At 54.6% G+C, this 22,055-nt stretch carries 14 protein-coding genes; 5 read left to right on the top strand and 9 right to left on the bottom strand.

Annotated elements, in window-relative coordinates:
* The first annotated feature begins 113 nt into the window (after window positions 1–113).
* Window positions 114–2,672 carry a glycoside hydrolase gene (locus tag LQ901_RS08825; RefSeq protein WP_082935475.1) on the top strand — a complete coding sequence of 853 codons (2,559 nt, stop codon included), beginning with the start codon at window positions 114–116 and terminating at the stop codon, window positions 2,670–2,672.
* Between the two features lie 475 nt (window positions 2,673–3,147).
* On the top strand, window positions 3,148–4,515 hold the full coding sequence (locus LQ901_RS08820; RefSeq protein WP_152135982.1) for a cation:dicarboxylate symporter family transporter: 1,368 nt from the start codon (window positions 3,148–3,150) through the stop codon (window positions 4,513–4,515).
* A 248-nt stretch (window positions 4,516–4,763) separates the two neighbouring features.
* Here LQ901_RS08820 and LQ901_RS08815 read toward each other — a convergent pair whose 3' ends face one another.
* A complete protein-coding gene (locus tag LQ901_RS08815) occupies window positions 4,764–5,267 on the bottom strand; it encodes a hypothetical protein (RefSeq protein ID WP_146752660.1) in 504 nt (167 codons plus the stop codon).
* Between the two features lie 449 nt (window positions 5,268–5,716).
* On the opposite strand from LQ901_RS08815, the gene LQ901_RS08810 reads away from it, so the two are divergent.
* Together LQ901_RS08810 and LQ901_RS08805 are read left to right on the top strand one after the other, a co-directional pair.
* Window positions 5,717–7,396, top strand: coding sequence for a C45 family autoproteolytic acyltransferase/hydolase (locus LQ901_RS08810; protein WP_218563770.1), 1,680 nt, complete (start codon window positions 5,717–5,719; stop codon window positions 7,394–7,396).
* 249 nt (window positions 7,397–7,645) lie between these two features.
* Entirely contained in the window at window positions 7,646–8,236 is a 591-nt protein-coding gene (locus LQ901_RS08805; RefSeq protein ID WP_010862089.1) for a molecular chaperone TorD family protein, read from the top strand.
* 155 nt (window positions 8,237–8,391) lie between these two features.
* Here the strand turns inward: LQ901_RS08805 and LQ901_RS08800 are convergent, their stop codons facing one another.
* Both LQ901_RS08800 and LQ901_RS08795 read right to left on the bottom strand, forming a co-directional pair.
* Window positions 8,392–10,983, bottom strand: a complete 2,592-nt coding sequence (locus LQ901_RS08800; RefSeq protein WP_233672162.1) for a toxin-antitoxin system YwqK family antitoxin — start codon at window positions 10,981–10,983, stop codon at window positions 8,392–8,394.
* A 58-nt stretch (window positions 10,984–11,041) separates the two neighbouring features.
* Entirely contained in the window at window positions 11,042–12,130 is a 1,089-nt protein-coding gene (locus LQ901_RS08795) for a hypothetical protein (RefSeq protein ID WP_233672161.1), read from the bottom strand.
* Window positions 12,131–12,509: 379 nt separating this feature from the next.
* On the opposite strand from LQ901_RS08795, the gene LQ901_RS08790 reads away from it, so the two are divergent.
* Complete coding sequence (locus LQ901_RS08790) at window positions 12,510–13,934, top strand: NAD-dependent succinate-semialdehyde dehydrogenase (RefSeq protein ID WP_233672160.1); 1,425 nt, start codon at window positions 12,510–12,512, stop codon at window positions 13,932–13,934.
* Window positions 13,935–14,027: 93 nt separating this feature from the next.
* On the opposite strand, the gene LQ901_RS08785 is transcribed toward LQ901_RS08790, so the two are convergent.
* The 6 genes from LQ901_RS08785 to LQ901_RS08760 form a co-directional block, all read right to left on the bottom strand.
* On the bottom strand, window positions 14,028–18,332 hold the full coding sequence (locus tag LQ901_RS08785) for a hemagglutinin repeat-containing protein (RefSeq protein WP_233672159.1): 4,305 nt from the start codon (window positions 18,330–18,332) through the stop codon (window positions 14,028–14,030).
* 24 nt (window positions 18,333–18,356) lie between these two features.
* Window positions 18,357–20,039, bottom strand: coding sequence for a ShlB/FhaC/HecB family hemolysin secretion/activation protein (locus tag LQ901_RS08780; RefSeq protein WP_064977452.1), 1,683 nt, complete (start codon window positions 20,037–20,039; stop codon window positions 18,357–18,359).
* 483 nt (window positions 20,040–20,522) lie between these two features.
* Window positions 20,523–20,876 carry a DUF2750 domain-containing protein gene (locus LQ901_RS08775; RefSeq protein ID WP_039046309.1) on the bottom strand — a complete coding sequence of 118 codons (354 nt, stop codon included), beginning with the start codon at window positions 20,874–20,876 and terminating at the stop codon, window positions 20,523–20,525.
* Between the two features lie 116 nt (window positions 20,877–20,992).
* Window positions 20,993–21,229, bottom strand: coding sequence for a (Na+)-NQR maturation NqrM (gene nqrM, locus LQ901_RS08770; protein WP_152137152.1), 237 nt, complete (start codon window positions 21,227–21,229; stop codon window positions 20,993–20,995).
* 12 nt (window positions 21,230–21,241) lie between these two features.
* On the bottom strand, window positions 21,242–21,760 hold the full coding sequence (locus LQ901_RS08765; protein WP_152137153.1) for a NifB/NifX family molybdenum-iron cluster-binding protein: 519 nt from the start codon (window positions 21,758–21,760) through the stop codon (window positions 21,242–21,244).
* Entirely contained in the window at window positions 21,729–22,040 is a 312-nt protein-coding gene (locus tag LQ901_RS08760; protein ID WP_010862080.1) for a DUF134 domain-containing protein, read from the bottom strand. Before LQ901_RS08760 ends, LQ901_RS08765 begins: the two co-directional genes overlap by 32 nt.
* Window positions 22,041–22,055: the final 15 nt, after the last annotated feature.

Raw genomic sequence — 22,055 nt, 5'->3', positions numbered from 1 at the left:
ACATGCAGCACGTGATGAGTAACGCGAGTGTGCATTGATGACATTGCGATGACAATTGGCCGGTTGGCATGCGCTGTAATACGGTGGTATCGCCTATTACAAGGAATATCGTCATGTTGTCTATCTCTTTGCGCTGCTTGCTTGGTGCCGGCTCACTGTTGGTACCGGCCAGAAAAATACCGTCGCGCTTAGTTTTGCGACTTTTATTTTTGCGTCCTTCAGCTTGGCGTACTGCCGCGTTGCTGATAAGTGGCGTGTTAGCAGCGCAGCCGCTGTATGCGCAGCCTATCCAACCCGCTATCAGTTTGCCGGCAACCGGTGGTCAGTATCTGATTGAACCTCAGACCTTGGCGATTAGCTGGCTACCAGATGCGGCAGGGCAAGATGCGCCTGTCGCATATCCGGTGAGTGATGGGGGTGAAAAGCGCGCGGTCAGCGCGTTGCAGGTACAAGCGACACGGGCGCAGTGGCAGTGGCCACAGGCGGTAGTCGAAGCACGCAGTGAAGATGGTGATGTGCGATTGACGGTGCGCGCGCGTTCGCTAGAGGCTGCACCCATAACACTGCGCTGGTTTAGCCTTGCACCGCAGGTCAGTGAGCTGGCGTTGCCGTTTAGTGAAGGGATGCGGGTGCCGGTTGCCGATCGGCGCTGGGCGACATTTTTGCAGCAATCTTACGATGGCAGCAATACCACTCAAGATTTGAAACTCCCGTTTTGGACGCTGCGCTTAAGTTTGGCTAATTTAGGGGCTGCCAATATAGGTGTGGCGAATACGGCCGCTACGGCAACCACTACAACTCACGCTACCACAACGAGTGCAAACGCTGCGCTCTATACCAGTCTGATTTTACTGACGCCGTTTGATAATCAGTTGGCATTTGCCGCCCGTCAAAATGGCAACGTGGCGATGCAAGCTGAGCATCGTTTTGACCCGCTCAGTCCGGCTCCCGAGCTGACGGTTTTGCTGCATACCGGCAATGATTGGCTGTCTGGTGCGCGCCGTTATCGGCAGTGGCGGCAAGAGGTTGGTCTGCGCGAGCCGCTAAGTGCCAAGATTGCTGCTAACCCCGAGGTGGCCAAATTAATCGGTGCCTCGCACGTCTACCTGTTTGGACGCGATCTGATTGATGTGGATGATGTGACCAACTGGCCCGCGTTAGCCACCTTTTTGCTCAATGATCCGCAATTAGCCCGTCATCTTGATGCCGCGACACGACGTGAGCTGACGCCGCTAGCTAGCGCAAAAGAGCCGGCCAATCGCTATACGCGCCGGGTGTTGGTCGAGGCGCTTAATCAAGCATTGAATGCGCAGTTTCCGGTGTCATTACCGCGCGCGGAAGGCGCGCAGAGTATCGCGGCACAATTTCAGGCGGCGCAGCAACGGCGTGCCTATCTGCGCCAGCACGCCAGTGCTTGGTTGCTGGCTGATAATTTGTGGGGCAGCGGATTGAGTCAGGGCATGCTGACCGCGTTGCAACAAGCAGGATTAACTCATCTGTGGTTAGGTCTGGATAACTGGATGCCGGCGTTTTATCAGCCGCAGGTGGTTGAGGCGGGGCGGGCGGCAGGATATTTGCTGGCCAGTTATGACTCGTATGGTACGGCCATTCCGGCGGGCGTTAATGACAGTTGGTTGAGCGCGCAGATCCCCGATGCGTGGCGCCAACGCTGCGGTATTATCCAAGCCGACGGTCAGCCGTTACCGGGGTTTCGTGGTAAGGGCAGTTATTTGAATCCGGGCTGTATCCGTCCGTATGCCGAGGCGCGGGTGAAGGCGCTGATGCAGACTGGCAAGTTTAATAGCCTGTTTATGGATGTCGATGCCGCTGGCATGGCGCTGAATGATTACCGTTCACGCAGCGCTCTCGCGTCAAAACAGAAGACAAAAGACAAGTCACAAGGGCAGTCAAAATCAAACGCGCAGCCGCCGTTGGATCAGCATGCCAGTGTGATGGCGGCAGATTTTAACGCGCGTCTACAATGGCTCGCGGCGCAAGGCTGGGTGACTGGCTCGGAAGACGGCAATGCGGTGACGGCACGTGGCTTGGCCTTTGCTCATGGTCTGGAGACGGTCGGGTTTGGCTGGGGCGATCCGGAGATGACCAAAAATCGTCAGTCGCCGTATTTTCTCGGTGCGTGGTATCCGGATAATCAGCCAGACTTTTTCTTTCGTCCGGCACAGGTTAAAGCGCCGTATCAGCAGCTGTTGTTTGCGCCGCAATACCGATTACCGCTGTATCAAGCGGTGTTTCATGACGAGATCATCAGCAGCCACCACTGGCACAGCGACAGCCTGAAGTTCAGTGATGTGCAAGGCTGGCGTGATATCACCGCGATGCTCTACAACACGCCGCCGATGGTGCACTTAAATCGCAATACGGCGAAAGCCGGCAGTGTTCGGATTAAGGCGCTGCAACATTACCAGCAAGCCTTTTTACCGTTGCACCGCCAGCTGTGGGATAAGCAACTGGAGCAGTTGCGCTGGTTGACCGCCAATGGGCTAGTTCAGCAAACGCGTTTCAGTGATGGTTCGTTGATTACCGCCAATTTTAGTCAGCAAGCGCAGCAGGTAGCGGGCAACACCTTGCCGCCACTCAGTGTACTGGCGCAGTTGGCTTCCGGTGAGCAAATTCGCTGGCAGTCGCAGGCGGTAAAGGGAAAATCGCAGTAACGCCGCATTATCGTGCGCAGAATGAATTGCCGTTAGAAAAACGGCATTGGTGTTGCCTATCTGTGCCCACGATAAAAACGCAATAGCCGCCCAAACACAGGCCAATACATACCTGTTTGGCGGCTATTTATCGAGCAATATGCTAGTTATCTAATTTTTAGTAGGGTTAGCGCTGGTTTATCGTCCTGTTTATATTGTTTTTTATTGTGACTATGTGAAACAAGAGGAATAAACTACCGGCGTGTATTTCTGCCTTACCGCGATGTTATTCGTATACAGCAGCGAGAGATAAATGCGTTTTTTCTCGGGTTTGCCAATTTCGACTTCGCTATTTCGTCTTTCGACAAGTAGGGCAGAAAGCCGCCTGCGCGATTAGCGCGGCGGTAAGCACAGGTAGTGCCGTCTGTTGAACACGGTACTCTCATGGTAATGAATAATTTGCAGTATTGACCTGCAAGGCTATTTCGAGTGTAACATGCCCTGGTTAACCCTTTCTGTTTGTATCCTTTTCCTATTGTGCTGCTGGCTGTTAATCAAACTGCAGGCCGCAGAGTGTAAATTATCCCGTCTGGTATTAATCGGTTTGGTATTGGGTGTCGCCATTGGTGCTGGCATGCAGTATTTCTTTGGCGCCGATGATCCGCAGGTCGTGCTGGCGTTGAGCTGGCTGAAAATTGTCGGTGGCGGCTACATCAGCTTGCTGAAGTTGGTGATGATGCCGCTGATCGCCATTTCCATCTTGTCGGCCATCAATAAGCTGGAAAATGCCCGTTCGCTGGGGCGGATCAGCGCGGTGGTGATTGCGGCAATGCTGGTGTTGGTGATGATCGCCGGTTTTGTCGGTGTGCTGACGACCTCGCTTGGCGGTTTGACTGCGCAAGGGCTGCTCAGCCATGGCGTGCTAAATAGCGCTGAGCTGCAAAGCAGCGCCGCAGAAGTGCAGAATTTGAGTCTGCCTCAATTGTTGTTATCGCTGATCCCCACCAATGTGTTTGCCGATCTGGCCGGTAGCCGTTCATTGTCAGTGATTGGGGTGGTGATTTTCTCGGTAGTGGCTGGGGTGGCGTTGTTGCAACTGCGTCATGATAAGCCGGAGGCAGGCGCGCTGATCGGTAAAGGTATTGATGCCGTGCAGCTGTGGGTGATGAAGATGGTGCGCACCGTGATTGCCCTGACTCCGTATGGGGTGATGGCGCTGATGATCAATGTGGTGGCGCATTACCGTCTGCAAGATATTTTGAGTCTGCTGAGTTTTATCGGTTTGTGTTACGCCGCGATGCTGCTGATGTTTGTGGTACACATGCTGATTTTGTTGCTGTTGGGGAAAAATCCGCTGCATTATCTGCAAAATGTTTGGTCAGTGCTGACTTTTGCTTTTATCTCCCGCAGTAGCGCCGCGTCGATTCCGCTCAGTATCGAAGCGCAAAAACGTATGGGGATCCCAGACAGTATCGCTAACTTTGCCGCGTCGTTTGGCGCTAACATGGGGCAAAACGGCTGCGCGGGGATTTATCCGGCGATGATGGTAGCGATGATTGCACCAACCTTGGGGATTAACCCGCTCGATCCGGCGTTTTTAGCCACGTTGTTACCGGCGATTGCGCTAGGCTCGATTGGTGTGGCCGGCGTTGGTGGCGGCGGTACCTTTGCGGCCTTGATTGTGCTGTCGGCGCTGAACTTCCCGATTGCGCTGGTGGGGGTGTTAATGGCGATCGAGCCGCTGGTGGATATGGGGCGGACGGCGCTCAATGTGAATGGGTCGATCATGGCGGCAACCATTGCCAATCGGGTGCTGAATATCGAGCCATCCACGCCGCAGCAGTCCGAATCCTTGTCGCAATAACTCTTGTCGTAATAACCTTTGTGGCAATAATCCTGGTGGCCAAAAGGTATGCTGAATCGCATGGCTAAATACATGCGCTAAAGATAAAAAAACGCCGCAGTCGGGAGTTCTGACTGCGGCGTGGTTGTTTTTGGCTGAGCTATTTATTCATCTGTAATTCATATGCGCTTGATTGATACTCGCTGAGGGCCGCGGCCAATCTTCTCGTCAGCGCACGAGATAGCGCTCTGCCAGTACTGGCGTTCATCTCACCCGCTGGTGGCAACTTGGGTATGTGCCATGCATTCGCGCTCTAATGGCTGTTCGATAGCCAAGAGCCAGCCTTTGACTTGATGTGGCTGGCGCTGTGATAGGCGGCCATTATCCAGTGGGCCGGGGACAGCAGGATGCGGGTAGTCGACTTCCCACTTGTGTCCTTCGCTGATAAAAGTCAGTACGCGTCCATTGCGCTCGACATAGGGCAATATCAACTCTTCACCCTGATAATGTAACACCACGTGCTGTGGGCCGCTTTCACTGTACTGATAGGTAGCCTCTACCGCTTGTGGGGTAAATACGCCGCACTCATAGTGCACTTGCTCTTGTCTGGCATCGCTTTGCGTTGCGGCATACGTCGGTAACGCGCATGCCAGCAAGGCTAGCCCCAGAGTGGTACACCGCGCCAAGCCGCGTGCGCTTGCATGCCGGATATGTTGTGTTGTCGCGCTCAGGCTAAGAGCTTGCGACATAACGGAGAAAGATACTGTCTGCATCGTCACACCGCCTATCGAAGAGGAAAATTCGTCCGTGAATGGGCTTACGCTATCCATCACCGATTACGCTGCTGGCTGTCGGTTTGCCTAGCGTTAAGTATGGTTGATACGTGGCCCCTCTGCATGAGATTTGCGCATTTCGCTTATTTTTGCAACAGAATGTTGTTATCTGTGAAAGTGGCGAGATTGTGCTTCAGCAGATAGCGTGGCGTTGCAAATAAAAGCCGCTTTTTTCTTTTCATCCCTTTGATTTTATTTTCTTTTGCTTTGGTTTTTCCTCGGCGGCCAGACACAGTTTGTGTGTCTGCTTACATTCGTACATGGTGCGGCACAGGATTTCCTGCCGGTTATGCGCGCATAGTCATGCGCAGTAGCGTGATATTCAGATCTCGCCCCGTCTTTCCACGCAATGTGCTGTGCTTGTGGGCACGCAGAGGGAGTTATTGAACATGAATGCAAATCACCGAATTTCTCGGTTGGCCGGATCAGTGGCGGCAGCGCTGAGCATGGCCGGCCTGATGCTGGCCACTCCGGCCTTGGCTACGCCGACATTAGCTACGCCGAGATTAGCTGCGCAGGCAGCGCCTGAGGTTAACCAACAACAAGAGAACTATATTCCGCCTGAATCGGCGGCTGAAATTAATCAGCCGGTGGCCGGTGAGCTGTATCAAAAGGCGTTGACCGAGCAGCAGAAGAAATGGCTGGCGGGTGGCAAGTTAGAGAAAAAAGCCGGTTGGTGGCATGTGGGGATTAAAGGCGAACCCTATGCCCGTGGCTTTCAATATGGCTATCTGATTGCGCCCGATTTTAAATCGGCGTGGAAAGGGTTATGGAGCATGACCTACTTAACCTCCGGTGTGCCTTATCACGCGTGGAAAAAAGCGGCGATAGAGCAGACCGAAGGGAAGATCCCCGCCGAGTTGTTGCAAGAGATGCAAGGGGTGGCCGATGGCCTGAGCGCTGCGGGGCTGCAGGTTTCGCTGGATGACATTGTTACTTGGAACGATTTGATTGAGCTGACCGGTTATTGGTGGCCTTCAGTGGGGATGCAAGAGTACAGCAAGTGGGTGGAGCCGGGGCTGATTAATGCTTCGAAATTTCCGTCGCCTTATCCAAGTGTGAACAAGCAAGATCTGGGGCAGTTGGCTGCGCCCGCACTGCGCGCTGAGGCGCACGGTAATTGCAGCGCCTTTGTGGCGACCGGTAAGGCCACTGCCGGCAAGGGGATCGTGATTGGGCATGAAACGTTCGATGATTTCTGGTCAGGGCAATTTGATAATGTAATTTTGAATATCACGCCAGATAAAGGCTACAAGATGGCCTTCCAGACTGTGCCGGGCATGATTGAGTCTGGTACCGATTTTTGGGAAACCGGTGCTGGGCTGGCGTTTGTCGAAACCACCATTGCCAATGTGTCAGATTGGAGTGCGGGCGGGATCCCTGAATTTATTCGGGTACGGCAAGCTGCACAGTATGCGCCCAACATTGATAAGTGGGTGCAGCTGATGCAAGAGGGCAATAACGGCGGTTATGCTAATACTTGGTTGATTGGCGATATTAATAACAACCGGATTGCTAAGTTTGGCCAAGGTCGGGTGTACCAGTATTTTAACGAGACAGCGTCAGGCTATTACACCGGTGAAAACGTCTCGGCAGATCCACGGATCCGTTATATCGAAGGCACGGATTCCGATTACAACGATATCCGTCAGCAAGAGGGCGCGCGCCGTTTGCGCTGGATCCAGCTGATGGAAAAATATGATGGCAAGATCAATACCGAGGTCGGTAAAGCGATGTTGGCCGACACCTACGATGTCTACCTGAATAAAGCCGATCATCCGTCATCACGTGATATTTGTGCTGAGTACGATAAAGATCCACAACCGTATGTCTCTGACCCGAATGCGGTGTGGAATGTGCCGTATCAACCGGCGGGCTCTGTCGACGGTAAAGTGGCCGATGCTCAGGATATTAAGCAGCTGACGATTATCGCGCGCTTTGGCCGAGCGAATGGGCATGCCTTTGATGCACCGGCTTTTTTGCGGGCACATCAGCAGTGGGCATGGGAAAGTGACTTCCTGAAAAGTCGTCCATCAGAGCCGTGGGTGAGCATGCCGTTTATAGAATGAGCAACTGATGCGGTATGTGAGCAAAATGTTGCTATGCCCAGTTGCAGATAAAATAGGGTCTGACGTAAGGTAATACGAATAAAGCTCTGCGCCGCTGATCGCGGAGGCTTATTTAACAAGAGTGATGTTCAAATACAAGGATGAGTCTGTCCGTAGCGGGAAACTGCGCTGCGGACAGGAGTGCCGGTAACGCAAAGGCGGATCAGGCCGACATCGTTACCGCTGATGCCTACAGGAGCAGGGGCCGTTATGAGTGCCAGTGTAGCCCGCATTCTGGGTGGATTGTTGTATTACGCGCCGGACTCGGCGGCAGCGGAGCCATTTTTGGCGGCGTTGACCCGCTTGCCGGAGTTGGCCGATTGGCCCGAGGAAGATGAAGTTCCGTATTGGTGTCGCGTGTTGCACCTGACCACGGAAGATAAAGCCTATTCGTTTCGGGTGCTGTTTACCGCACCGGAGCAGGGTTTGGCACCGGTTCCGCCGTGGGGCTCGGTCTATCAGGATGCGGAAAACCGTCTGGATGCGGCCTCGACGCGGCGTTATCGCGCTTTTTTGCAGACCCAGCAACTGTTATTGCACCACACTGCTGGTGAGCCGGAAGACCACATCGGTCTGATGCTGCTGACGCTGGCCTATCTGTTGGAGCAAGAGCGCGAAGAGGCGGTCATTGAGCTGTTACGTGAGCATCTGTTGCCGTGGAGTTGGCGCTTTGTGCAGCTGTTGCAGCAGGCCACCGAAGGGGATTTTTACCCCGCGCTGTCGCGGATATTAGGCGGTTTTTTAGCGGAGCTGGAGTATCAGTTGGAGATCTGTCTGCCGATGATCCGCTTGTACCGTTAAGGGGCGCGGGAGGTAACCGGTCGACCGGCGCTGGTAGACCTGAATGATGCACTGGGATAAAAAAGCGGCACGTCGAGATACGAAGGCCGCTTTTTTTGTGCGATGTAGCGCAAGTTATCGCTGATTTTTAGGGCGCGTTTATGTGCACTGCCCGTTTATTGGCTGACGGGAGCCTCTGCTGAGTTTGCTGTCTCTGCTGGGTTTGTTGTCAATGGGGGGATCCCGTCACATTTGTTGTTGCTATTCTCGATGCTGCCGTCTTTGGCGTAACGCCGCCAGCAGTGGTGGTCGGTGCCGTTGAAGATGGACTCATCGAGTAGACGACCATCGGTATAGTATTTTTTATAGCCAATCCCATCGCTATCGGAGTTGACCGGTATGCTAAAGGTGCGACCTTTCTCGGTACGGGTCTTGGGGCTGGTCAGTTTGGTAATCCATATAGACTCGCTCTTACTGCCCGTCATATAGCGGTTTTTAAAAAAGACATTATTGCCCGCATAGCGCAGTTCGAATCCGAGGTCACCGCTTTCACCGTAGACCACTTCGGTGATATCCCAGCCACTGTCTTTCCACGTGATCCGCTCTACCTGTCCGTTCGGATGGAAAGTAAATTGTGAGCCACAGCTGGCGCCGGCGTTATCCCAGAGATAAGGCTGGCCGGCATAGGTTTCATCCGGTTGTTGGCAGGCTTGGCCGATGTAGCGCAGGCTGTTTTTATTGCTATCAAAGCCGTAACTCACGCCGGAGATCCGGTTGTTCCATTGCGACATGACTCGCACCAAACGGGGCTCTTTTTTGTCGACGTCATAGCCTGAGCTGAGGCCTTGCTGTTTGCCGTGATAATACGCCGACACATCGTATAATTGGCCGCGATCATTAAAGCGGTAGGCATTGCCTTCCTTGGTTTCCCCCGCTTGATAAGACAAAGATGTCAGGCGGCCGTTTTCCGCATATTCGCGCTGTTCGCCGAAGAGAATACTGACGGGGCGTGGCTTGCCAGCCGGAGTACAATCTTCTTCGTCTTGCGCATCGCAGTGGGCATTGGGGTCAGCCGGTTTGATCAGTTTCCAGTTTTGCCAAGACCGTAATGGGCCGGTTTTGACTTGGCCATCATAGAAATAAAACTCTTCGCCCACCGGTTGACCCTGCTGGTAATTGGTTATTTGCAATAATTGCCCTGATGAATAAAAACGTCGCGTTTCACCTTGCAGCTGGCCATGCTGGTAGGTACTTTGCTGGATCAGTACATTGTCCGCGTTATACTTTTTCTGGACGCCGTGCAGGACGTCATCCTGATAGTCTGACTCTTGGCGTTTGCCATCGACCATTTCTATCCAATGACCGACTTTCTTCTCATCGCGGTATTCGCCTTTATAGATCAACCGCAGCGCATTGGCGCTGTTCGCCGAACTTGGCGCGTCATCCTCGGCGAGCTGTGTATAGCGTTCGGCAGGGCCGTTACGCAGGCCATGACGGTAATTTTCCCGTGCCAGCACCACCGGCGGTTGGCTATCGGTGGTGAGCAGCCATAATCCCTCCTTGAAATTATCTTTATATTGGCCGTGCCAATTGTTGTTGCTGGCACTATCCCATTCGGTCCAAGTGCCTTGGCGTTGGCCGTCAACATAGTTGCCGCCGGATTGCAAAATGCCTTCGTCGGGATAGACAGATTCCCAGCGCCCTTGCTGTTTACCTTGCACGTAGTTGCCGTATTCCTGTGGCATGGCATAGCAGTTAGTGACACTAAATTGCAGATACGGGCCGTCGTATTCTGGTTTGGGCGACGGAGGATGGTTGATTAATGACGCTTCGTCGTCGTAGTCAAATATGGCGGGCGGGAGGTCAGCGCGCATATAGCCGATTTTCAAGGTGTTAAAGCTGTAATCCTCACCTTGGCATCCGCCGTTACGGGCTAAGACTTGGGTTAACATATAGGTCAGTACTCGGCCATCGGCGGTGGTGACGGAGCGCGTCAGTGCTGGATAACGGGTAATCGCAAATGTGGCGATCGCGGCCTTATCAACAGGGTAGCCTTGCTCATCCAGATAGCCGGCCGGTTGCGCGGGGCTTTGCAGTTCGCCACGTAACAGCGCTTTGATATCCGATGGGCTATCAGCCGGTAAGTCATAGCTGACGCGGTAATCTTGCGGTTGTAAGGTGCGCAAGGCTTTGCGGCTGGCGGCAACCGTAAAGGGCTGGATGCTGGGCGATAGCGCATTGAGCTTGGATTGCATGGCGTTGAGCGGGATATAGCTGCCATCCATCATGGCATAGGCGCGCAGGTGTTGACCTTGCTTATCTTTGTACATCACCACCACTTCATTATTGTCGCCGCCATCGAGATCTTGGAAAAATACCGCGCTGATGTGCGCATCGGTAAAGCTATCAATCAGATCGTGATAGGTCTGGCTTTCATCTTGATAATCGGGGCGGCTGTACAGGGCGTAGACCTGATTGCCTTGCTGATAAAAGCCCAGCGTCGCTTGCTCATCGCTATTGGGTAGCGTTAACGGCCCATGCACCGGCTTGCTTTGCAGCAAACTGTCGACCGATGGTGGCTCTGACTTGGTTGCTGGGTGGTTGGCCGGCGCGGTTAGCGCACGCGTGCCGGTGGCGTTCACTGTGCTGTCAGCCACGCTCTCTTGCGCCGCGTGCGCCGACCACGGGGCGATGCAGCTAAGCAGACCACTGACAAACAGCAAACGGGCATGAGCGCGCGGGCGACTGCGCGCTAATCGGGTATCCATCATTCTTTTCCCTGTCTTAAAAACGGACATGCGTAAAATTGGTGCGCGTGATGACATCTCACTGTGCTTGTGCTTGTGCTTGTGCTTGTGCCGGTAGCAGCGTGATCGTGCTGTTGATGGTGCTGACGGTGATTTTGGTCTCGGCAGCGCCGCGTTGCAGCGTCAGAGCTTTGTCCGGCAATGGCAGATGGATAGGTTGCGCTTGTTCGGTGGTCAGCTGGTTGACGATGTCGCCACCGGCGCCGCCATTGAGCTGTATCGTACCGGCAAATTCTGGCGCGACTTGTATCGACAGCGCGGCGTTGACGGTCTGAATATCGCCCTGTTGCAGGCTGGCGGGCAGCAGTAACGTGGCCTGACCGGTTTGCAGGTTATCGCTCAAGCGGGTGGCTTGTGTCGCTTGGATTTTTTGCGTGCCGTCAATTTGTTCGATGCTGATCTCGTTGGCTTGGCTATCCACCGTTAGCTGACCGCGGATAACCTTATAAGCGACCTTGCCTTGACTGGCGGTGTCGGTAAGTGCGCCTACGGCTTGTTGCAGACGCAGGGTGCCGTTCAGATTGTGGGTTTGCAGGCTACCGAGCTGATTGTACAGATGGATAATGCCGTGCAAATCGCGGGCGGTAGTTTTACCGCTCAACGTGCTGGCCGATACGGTACCGGAGAACGAGTGCAGATCCAGATCCACCAGCTTGCCTCGGATATTCAGCACGCCAGTAAAGTGCTTAGGAACGCTCAAGTTAGCGTGAACGCCGCTGACTTGCATCAGATCCAGTGAGGGCGGCGTCGGTAAAATCACGCGCTGGCCTTTGCCTTCGGGCTGGATGCGTACCTCGCGCACCAGTGGTGGTAGCTCTGACAATTTGCGCGCCGCATCGTTTTCTGGGCGCGTAAGCTCCATGGAATCGATGGTCAGGGTGACAGTAGGCTTATCGTCATCGCGGCCAATCACACTTAAGCGGCCTTTTTCCAGCGCGATGGTCAGTGGGGTACCGGCTGGCCAGCTGATGTCTTGACTGGCGGGAAGCGAAGCACTGGCGGCTGTTGGTGTGCTGGTGGCCGGCTCGGCGCTCCAGACGGGCATGCTGCTGACGGCGAGGGCAATGCCAAGCCATGCGCGGCGCACCGGATAAAACAAACGAGGCAAACTGAGTGACCGGCACGACCGGTGACCAACGAAAGATGGCAACATCCTGATTATCCTTAACTGATACTGCGGCACCGATCAGAGCCAAAAACAAAGTGGCCTGCTAGGGTATAACGCGTGTATGTACTGTGATGATGTCCGTGACAGTGTGTGAATCGCGGCGCTATATCGGCAGCCTAGCCCTATTGGGTTGGTGGGCCTCATGTGCGATACAGGGCATGTTGGGCGGGGTAACAGGCGGCAGCCGCAGCAGAAAAATCCATCGGCACTCATCTTCCCTTACAACAGAACTCTTCAACAGCGCTATCTCTGCGAACGCCTAATCTTTTATTATACAAATTATTATTTTCAGCCAGAAGAACAATGGGGCGATAACGTGATGAATAACCTGCTAAAAGAATCCCATTTTATCGGTGGGCAGTGGATTGCTTCCGAAAATACCTATCCGGTGTTTAATCCTGCAACTGAAGAGGTGCGCGCACGGGTTGCGTTTGCGGGCGCAGCCGAAGCCGCCCAAGCGCTGACCGCCGCGGAGCAGGCGTTACCGGCGTGGAAAAAGTTGCCTGCTGCTCAGCGTAGCGAGATTTTGTATCGTTGGTATCAGCTGATGCTGGATAACAGCGAAGCACTGGCGGTGTTGATGAGTGAAGAGCAGGGCAAGAGCCTGCAAGAAGCTAGGGGCGAAGTGCGTTATGCGGCCAGTTTCCTGCAGTGGTTTGCCGAAGAAGCCAAGCGAGTGTACGGGGATATTATTCCTTCGGTGCAGGCCGATACCCGTATCTGTGTGGTCAAACAGCCGATTGGTGTTGTCGCCGCTATTACGCCGTGGAATTTCCCGCTGGCGATGATCACCCGTAAAGCCGGTGCTGCGCTGGCCGCCGGTTGTACTTTGCTGGTTAAGCCGTCTGAAGAAACGCCGCAGTGTGCGCTGGCGCTGGCCGTACTGGCGCAGCAAGCTGGCGTGCCCGATGGCGTGCTGAATATGATCTCCGGCGATGCGCGCGCCATTGGCGAGGTGTGGTTGTCATCCTCACAAGTGCGGAAGATTTCCTTCACTGGCTCCACCGCAGTGGGCAAGATGCTGATGCAAAAATCCGCGCCGACCTTGAAAAAATGTTCGCTGGAGCTGGGCGGTAACGCGCCGTTTATCGTATTTGACGATGCGGATATTGATGCGGCAGTGGAAGGGGCGGTGGCCGCCAAGTTTCGTAATGCCGGCCAGACTTGCGTGTGCGTGAACCGCTTTTTTGTCCACGATACGGTGTATGAGGCGTTTACCTCACGTTTGGCGGAAGCGGTGAGCCGCTTGCGGGTAGGTAATGGTTTAGACCCGCACACCGAGATTGGCCCGTTGATTAATGCCGATGCGGTAGCCAAAGTCAGCGCGCACGTAACTGATGCGCTGGCGCAGGGCGCGGTGCTGCGCTGTGGCGGCAAAGCGCTGGGCGGCAATTTCTTTGCTCCTACCGTATTAAGTGAGATGCAAGACAGTATGCTGATTGCGCAAGAAGAGACGTTTGGGCCGATTGCCGCCTGTTTCCGCTTCCATCATGACGATGAAGTGATTGTGCGTGCCAATAACACCCTGAGCGGTTTGGCCGGTTACGCCTACACCCAGAATATGAAGCGGATCTGGCGTTTGGTTGACGAGCTGGAAGTGGGCATGCTGGGCATTAATCGTGGCATCATCTCAACGGAAGTGGCGCCGTTTGGTGGGGTGAAAGAGTCCGGACAAGGCCGCGAAGGCTCGAAATACGGTTTAGGGGATTATCTGGAAACCAAATACGTGCTGCTGGGAATGTGAGCGGAAAATCTGATTGCACAAAAGAACCGATTGCACAAAAAACGGGGAGCTTAAGCTCCCCGTTCGTGTTTTAAGCGATATGCTCGCGCAGGCTTATGACTGCGCTTTACCTTCGGTAATGGAGGAATGAGTTACGCTATCAGTGGGTTGATATTGACCGGAAACGGGCAGTTTTTCTTTTGATTCACTGTCTTTGCCCCCGAACAGACGACGCAGGCTGTTGGCGATATCCGCTTTCCAGCTGGCTTCGTCTTTGTGGCCTTGGTTATCGGTCAGCACGGCGGCACTGCCGGTTTGTTTAACCTGACCTTGCTCGCTGTGAATTTGCGCTGCGTGCAGGCGCGTTTCGCCGCCGGTTTGCAATGTCACATCATCGCGTGCGTCAATTTGGCTGCTCTGGGTCACTTCATGGCTACGCAGGGCGTGGCCTTCGCTATCTAAAGTGCCATTTTTCAGGATGGATTGACCGAGGGTCGCGCTATTGCCTTTGTCATCCTTGGCATCGGTATGGGTTGCACCGGCGTTCAGTTTAGCGCTCAGATCCAGCACGCTATCTTCACGGCTATCGAGTTGCAGGTTACCGCCACTGGTGATAGCGACTTGCTCGCCTTTTACGCTGCTATTTTGCAAGCGAGTGTCTTGCGCGCTGTCGATGGTTACGTTAGCCGCTTGCACGCTGCTGTTGTGCTGGCGGGTTTCGCGGTGCAGATTGCCATCGAGTTTAACTGAGCCGCTGCCAGTCTTGACCACCTTGCTGACGGCGCTGGCTGTGCTAGGTGCTGTTTCGGTTACAGCATTATCAGAAGCTGGAGTTTGTTTGCGGTTGGCATTCAGTGCCAGTTCGATATTGCCGCCTTGCGCGTTTTGCTGCGACTGGCTGCCACTGAGGCTGACACTGCCCTGATCGCTACGCAGCGCCGCGTTGTGGCCAGCTTGCAAGTCTGTTCCCTGTACGCTGAGGCCTTGACCGCTATGCAGATTCAGGTTGTTACCGGCGGTAATCTGCGTGCTTTGTCCACCATCTTGACTGTTGCTGGCATAACCCAGATTGAGTGAGCCGCCGCCACTGACGTCGGTAGGAACAGGCAATACCGTGCCTTTCGCATTCAGGCTGCCGCCCGCATGGTAGCTGTTACCTTGCGCGTGGCTTTCACCGCCTTGGATAGTCAGCTTTTGGCCTGCTTGCAGGTTAGCGTCGTGTCCGGCGTTGATTGCGACGCCTTGCAGTGTGCTATCGCCGTGGCTGGTGATATTCACGTTGTGCGCGGCTTGCAAAGAGCCTTGATGGCTATTCTGCTGGGATTGGTTTTCACCTTGATGGTTGATGCCAAGTTCACCGCTTAAACGCAGATCTTCACCGGTGGTAGTGGCTGCTGTCACCGACAGATTGCCGGTGGTGTGGCTTTGGTGAGTCCGGGTTTCATCTTGCGCGGCGCGGTGTTCATAGCTACCGCTATTGATATCGATATTACCGGCGGTGGCCTGATATTGGCTGCTTTGGTCGGTCAGTTTTCCTTGCGTATTCACAGCAATGTTACCGGCTTGAATTTGGGTTCCCTGCTGGGTAGTTTGCTCTTGGCTGTTGGTCTTGTGATCGACATTCACTTGCAGCGTACCTTGCAGCTCTGGAATGCCTTGTTTCGCTTCATTGAAGGAGGCTTTGCCGCCGTCGACATCCGCATGGGTGATCTTTTTCACCGCCTCTACGGCTGGACGTGTGATAGCGCTGTAATCGACCGCAGCTCCCAGATCGGTGGTCACGCTGGTGTGCGATGTGCTGCTCTGGCTATGGTTGGCACTGGCCAGATGCGAGCTTTGCGCGGCATTTTCCTGATAGTTGCCTTGCACGCTATGTTGCGCGCCTTGTTGGGTTAAGGTGTCGCTGGCGTTCAGGGTGAGGTTACCGCCGGTGTGGGTACGGGTGCCTTGTTCGGTTTGCGACGCACTTTGCTCACTGCTGTGAGTGGTGCTGCTTTCTAAGCCTAAGCCCGCTTGATCCAGTCCTCCGCGTACATAAATTCCGGCACCGGTTTGCAGATGGGAATCTTGCTGGCTGTGACTTTCTTTCGCTCCGGTCAGTTCAATATTTTTGCCTCTCAGCGTGGCGTCTTGTTTGCTGCTCAGCTCACCGCCTTGTACGCTTACGTTTTCACCGGCTTTCAAGGTCAGGTCTTGGCCGCTGAGCTGGCTGTGCGCGGCGGTTTGCGCGCTTTCGCTGTGGCTGTCACGGGTGAACTCTAAACCTGCGCCGGCGCGGTATTCGCTGTCACCGGATTTGTGCGCATAGGTGGTGCCGTGCACGTCGGCGGTTTCTTTGCTGCTTTGATGAGTGTTGGAGCCTTGCTCAATGTGCAGGTTTTTGCCTGCGTTGATCTCGGTGGTGCCTTGGCTTTGCAGGCGGCTGCCAGTTAAGGTGACGTCTTGCCCGCCACTGACTTTCAGGTCTTGCTCTGCTCGCAGATCGCTGCCTTGATTGCGGGTATCCTGCGCAGCAGTGGTTTCAGCGTGCTTGGTGATGTTAAATGCAGTGCCGGTACGGCTGTGATCCCGCTCTTGTGTGCTGCTGTTAGCGCTTCGAATGTGAATATCACCGTTGCTGCTGACATAAGCCCCTTGGCGAGCGTTCGCATCGGCAGACACCAATTCGACACCTTGTTGACCGTTCAGGGTCAGCGTTTGTCCGCTTTGCAGGTGTGTCCCTTGTACCTGTGTGCTACGACGGCTTTTCTCTGCTTCGTTTGCGCCACCAATGCCACCCCAGTAGCGATGGTTATTTTCGTTGGCATTCAGGGTTTGGACTTCTTGAATGCCCAGTTGCAGCTGTTTTGCACTGCTGAGATTCAGATTTCCGGCGGCTTTCAAATCGGCGGCATCCGCGCGCAGATTATCTCCCGCTTGTAAGGTTAAATGCCCACCACTGTGCAGAGCTGCCTGCTGCAGTTTATCGTCTTGCGTTTCTTGGCGTTCGGTGCCGCTACGCAGGGCCGCCGTTTCATTTTTCACATACAGGGTGTGTTGGCTACGGTGTTGCTCCTGCGCGCCTTGTAAGGTCAGTTTACCGCCGGCTTTAACGCTCAGATCGTTGCCGCTATCAATGCGGCTACCGGTGAGGGTCACATCTTGGTCAGCAATCACGTGCGCTTGTTTGGCGGCGCGGATTTGGGTGCCGTGCTGGGTTTCATTCAGTGATGAGGATGACTCGTTATGCTCCCACGAATAGAACCACTGGTTATCGTGTTTTTCCTGACTGTTGCGGGTGACTTGGCTGTCGAGAGTGACATTGCGCCCTTGTAGGGTGACTTGCTGGCCGTCCACATCAGTAGCGGAGAGGTGCTGATTGTCACGGCTGACTAATTTAATGTCATTACCGTGCAGGCTGCTGCGGGTCAGGCTCTCTTCTTGCTGATGGCTACCGCGATCGATACCGCCGCGGTAATTTTGGTAGTTATCCGCACCTTGTGATGATTGTTCGTGGTGCTGCACTTCGCCGCGCAGTGTCAGATTCTGGGCAGTGAGGTTGATGTCGCCGCCATGCAAGTTGGCGGCAGTTAGGGTCATATCGCCACGGCTGTCCGCATCAATGCCTTGCGCGGCTTTGAGTGCGCCGCTGATGTTGACGCCGCTGCCCGCAGCGGTGCTAACCAGTCGAATACGGCCGGCTTGCATCCCGCCTAAGTAATAGCTGTCGAGGCCATTACCGCCGACAGGGGCGCTGTAGGTGATCTTGGCGTCAAGGCTGACCTCATTCAGGCCGCTGATGGCGTGAATGGCTTGTCCGGCAGTAATTGGGCCACGGGCATCGATTTTCGGTGCGATCAGATCCAGCACATCGGCACCGTGCACCCCGCCTTGACCAATTTGCAGGGCGTTGCGGTTATTCAATGTGGTGTAGCCGTGCAAATTGCCATCGCTGACGTTGGGGCTACCGACCACCAGAGAAGAGCGCGGTGTATTGATAAAGCCGCAGCCATTACAGGTAATGCCATTTGGGTTAGCCAGCACAAAGTCGGCGGCCATACCGAACACCTCTTGCTGACCGAGCAGCAACGATGGATTACGGGTTACCACTTCGTTCAGGATGATTTTAGCGGCTTGTCCGTGCAAATTGCTGTTGGCTTGCAGTTGACCGGCTAGTTGCGATTGACCGGCTTGCAGGGCGTTGTTCAGGACTGCGCCTGAACCATCCACCGAATAGTTCTGATACTGGTTATGTGATAGCCCGGATGCGGAAGGCGCAACGATATTAACGATATCGGTTCCCTGCGCATTGGTGCTGACCTGTGGCTGATTAGTACCACCCGCAATGATCCCCGCGGCACTGGCCGGCGTGGTAACGGTAAGGGCAATGGCTAACGCCACGGTGAGTTTGCCGGCAGCTGAAAGTTTAAAGTGAGTCATACACTGTTCTCCTTGATCCGCACGTCAGAAGCTGACACTAAAACGGGCGAGTACCCGCAGCGGTTCGGTCGTGTGCCGGCCTGCTGACCACATACGGCCACGGCTGACACGGATTCCGGCCTGTACGGCCTGATATTGGTAATCGGAGCCAACGGTCAGGCCGCCGGCATAGTAAGTCGGGTTATGAGTCGCGCCGCGTAAGGTCTGGCCGATATCGGCACCGGTTAGCAGGCGCAGCTCGCCGCCCAGCAGCGGGCGTCGGTAGGTGAGATCGTTACGCCAGAATGCGCCGCTGTCGGCGGCCACATTGCTCGATGAAAAGCCACGGACGGCATAGGTGTCTGAAACGGTAAACCACTCGATCCCCGGCAGGGGATCGGCGCTGTATTGCGCCGCCAGCTGGCTGTGCCATTGCAGGTTCAAACCGGCAGGCTGGAAGTAGCGGTACAGGTCGGCATTTACCGTGAATTTGGTAAAGTGGCTGTCGGGCAGACCAGACAGGCCACTCGGTGGCGGCGCATCAGCGCCAAGCCACGGCGTACCTTGATCGACCGAGGCACTCAGGCTGACTAAGCCGCGATCGAGAATTTGCATTCGCGCGGCACTGAGTGACAGCACGCTCAGGGTTGGACTGCTGATCCCCAGTAAAGCATCGGCGAAGTAATTACGGCTTTGTTTGCGCGTCAGTTGCACTGACAGGGTATTGATGCTGCGTTGATCTCGCGCCACCACATAATCGGCGCGCAGTCCGGCTTGATCGGTGTGGCCACTGAGCTGCACGGAGTAAATCTGCAGCGGCTGCGTGTTGAGATAATCACTGTGGCTGGCAAATGCGCTGAAAGTGGCGTAGCCATAAGGCACGCTGTAGAGCAGGGTATAGCTGCGATTATAGCGTTCGGTATCATCGGTTAGCGTGGTGGCCGCGCTCATATTCAGGCTGTCTGACAGGCCGAGGGGGCTGTCCAACGCAGCGCTCAGGCGAGTTTGCCAACGGCCGGTACTCTTTTGGCCTTCGTTGTCGGTGCTGGCGGTTAGGTGCCAGCGTTTGTCGGGGGTATTCAGCAAATGGATCACCGAGCCACCAGGGGTGCGTCCTGGCAGGATATCGGCTTGCACGTGGTTCGCTGCGAGTCGGTTGGCTTGATCCAGCGCTTGATCCAGATCGTGGATATTCAGCGGCTGCCCCGTTTTCCCCGGTAGCAAGGTGGCGCTGTTGACCAGTGTGCTATCGCCTTCAATTGCCTCCAGATGCCCTTCAATCACCTGCAAGGTGAGGGCGCCTTTTGCATCTACTGGCAGCAAAATCACGCGCGCAGCGATGTAACCGCGTTGCAAGTAAGCCTCGGTGAGTTGGCGGATCAACGCATTGAGCGCTGCGGTAGTGATGCACTGCGGCGATACTTGTGGCAAAGCGTGAAGGCTCTGTTTATCCAGTAACGTTACGCCGCGCAAATAGACGGCGGATAGCGGCAGGCACTGTTCTGATTCGGGCAGCACGGCGGCGGGCGCGGATAGCGGCGCACTGCTGCCTTGTTCTAACTGGCGATAGCGCTGCTCTTCCAACCAGCGATTGAGCTGGCGGCTGCTGTCTTGAATCGCTTGCCGCGGCACATCCGCGCCCAGTAGCCCTTGCGCATGTAATCCTTGGCAGAATAATCCGCTACTGACTAACAGTGTGGCTGCGACAAAATACCGGCATGCTGTCATGAATTACATCCTGTTTTCGGCGGCAAATGAGAATAAGAGTTATTTATTTGTCACTTTTCGTCATAACGTCGTGTTTTTAGGTTTTATTAAACTGTTTTGTATGACTTTTAATGAGTTAAGCAAAATGTATGCCTAAATATGAATATACCGAAGAAGAAGGGAAGGTGGCGGTGGTAGATAACCTGTTGATCGCAGTCTACCTTTTACGGTGATGGCCTATACGGGAATAATCTTTGCGCTAATGGCTGTATGCGGTGAAAACGGGCATGCATAAAAAGAATCAGAAATGGGCGACAGGAATATTAGGGAAGAGATCAAGCGGGAAAAGAGAATGCACGCTTACTTGTACTTACTTGCGCGTACGGAAAAGAAAAGGGCCGCGTTAGCGCAGCCCTTTGTTATCAGTCATACAGCATGTCGATACTGAGCGATTTTATCTCAACCAACCACGTGGGGCTGCGCAGAGATTAGTGGCATACACCGTTAGATAAACAGCTTAGCGACTGCTTCTGGCTCCAGCTCATCACCTTCCAGATCGGCATTCCAGTTCAGACCCAGCAGCACGCCATCTTCGGTCAGGGTCAGCAGCCATTCGTTCATGAACAGGTTCAGAGGGATCGGCGTTGGCACGAAATCCGCCCACTCTTCATCACAATGGACACGGGCATCCGCCTCGTTAGACCAAAACGGCATCACTTCGCCGTCTTCAAACTGGGTCGACTCCATTGACAGCCAGTCCACTTCATCCTGACACAGGCCCCAGACCACGCCGGTCTGCTGGGTTTCAGCGGCAAACAGGGCCAGATTGGCCTGCAGATCATTTCCTAATTGGCTCATGGCGTCACTCTCTCTTAAACGCGCGTGTTAACGCGGAACATATTGTGTCGCATGGTATCAGAAAATCGGTCACTCCGTCTGCCGCTTTGCTGTGTGTGATAACGGGTTGCCTGCGTTTATTGCTGCGCAGTTTTGTTGGCCGCCGCTTCCGGTGCAGAAGGCGCGGCGGAAGGTTCACTGATTTGGTATAAGCGGTGTTTGGCGCAGGTTTCTTCGCAGTCACATACTCGCTCAATACCGGCTTGGCTTAAGCCCCCGCAGCTTCCTTGAATCTGGCGTTTGGTCAGCAGCTGACCAATCATCATCAGTAAAATCATAATGCCGAAGATCCCGAAGGCGATCAGATAAATCATGATGTTTTCTCCTCAGCGACCAAAACGCGTCATGCCAATTTTCGGCTGTGCACGCTTGGCATGACCACAACAACCACTATCACTATGCGCTTCACCTTTTGCAGCATGGCTGTGGTTATTGTTATGGTTATGACAAGCACCACCGCTGCAGTGACCGCCGTGCGATTTTGACGTACGCTGATTCGCGCCAACACTCCCTTGTTCCGCCGAAGTCAGCTCGGTGAGCTCGGCATTTAGCAGAGCTTCTGGCATGGCGCGGCGATTGGCTTGATAGACGCGTAGACCCGCCGCGAGCAGCTTACCCAGCATTTTCTGGCCAATGCGGCGCACCACCACACGGCTTACCCCTTGCTGTTTTAATTGTAGCAGCACCGCGTGGTTACGCTGGCAATGCCCTTCATTACTCAGGGGGGGCAATGCCAAATCGGATAGATACTCGCCCTGTGGGCTATACAGCGCAAAGCGCAGCGCGCGGGCAAAGTGTCCGCTTAAACTGCCGTCATTCAGCAGCGGGATCGCAGTGATCGTCATCGGGAATTCTCTCCAGTTGTAAGCCTTGTCCGTGTACCAGACAGGCGGCGACCTTGCGCCGGGCTTCTTTCACCAAATTGGCAAAAGTCTGTCTGGACACGCCCATCAGGGCGGCCGCCTGGATTTGTTGCAGGCCCATCAGATCAGCCAAACGCAGAGCTTCGAACTCGTCGGCTTTTAATTGCTGTAAGGTCAGCTGACTGGCCGGAATACCGTTGGGTTTAAACAAGGTAAACGGGGCATGGGAACAGATACAGCGCGGTTTTTTGGGTCTGACCATAAAGAAGGCGGCTCC

Origin of the sequence: Plesiomonas sp. PI-19 (assembly GCF_021368255.1) — a bacterium.
GTDB classification, from domain to species: Bacteria; Pseudomonadota; Gammaproteobacteria; order Enterobacterales; family CAMTGL01; genus Plesiomonas; species Plesiomonas shigelloides.
This window is presented reverse-complemented; position numbering and strand designations above follow the sequence as displayed.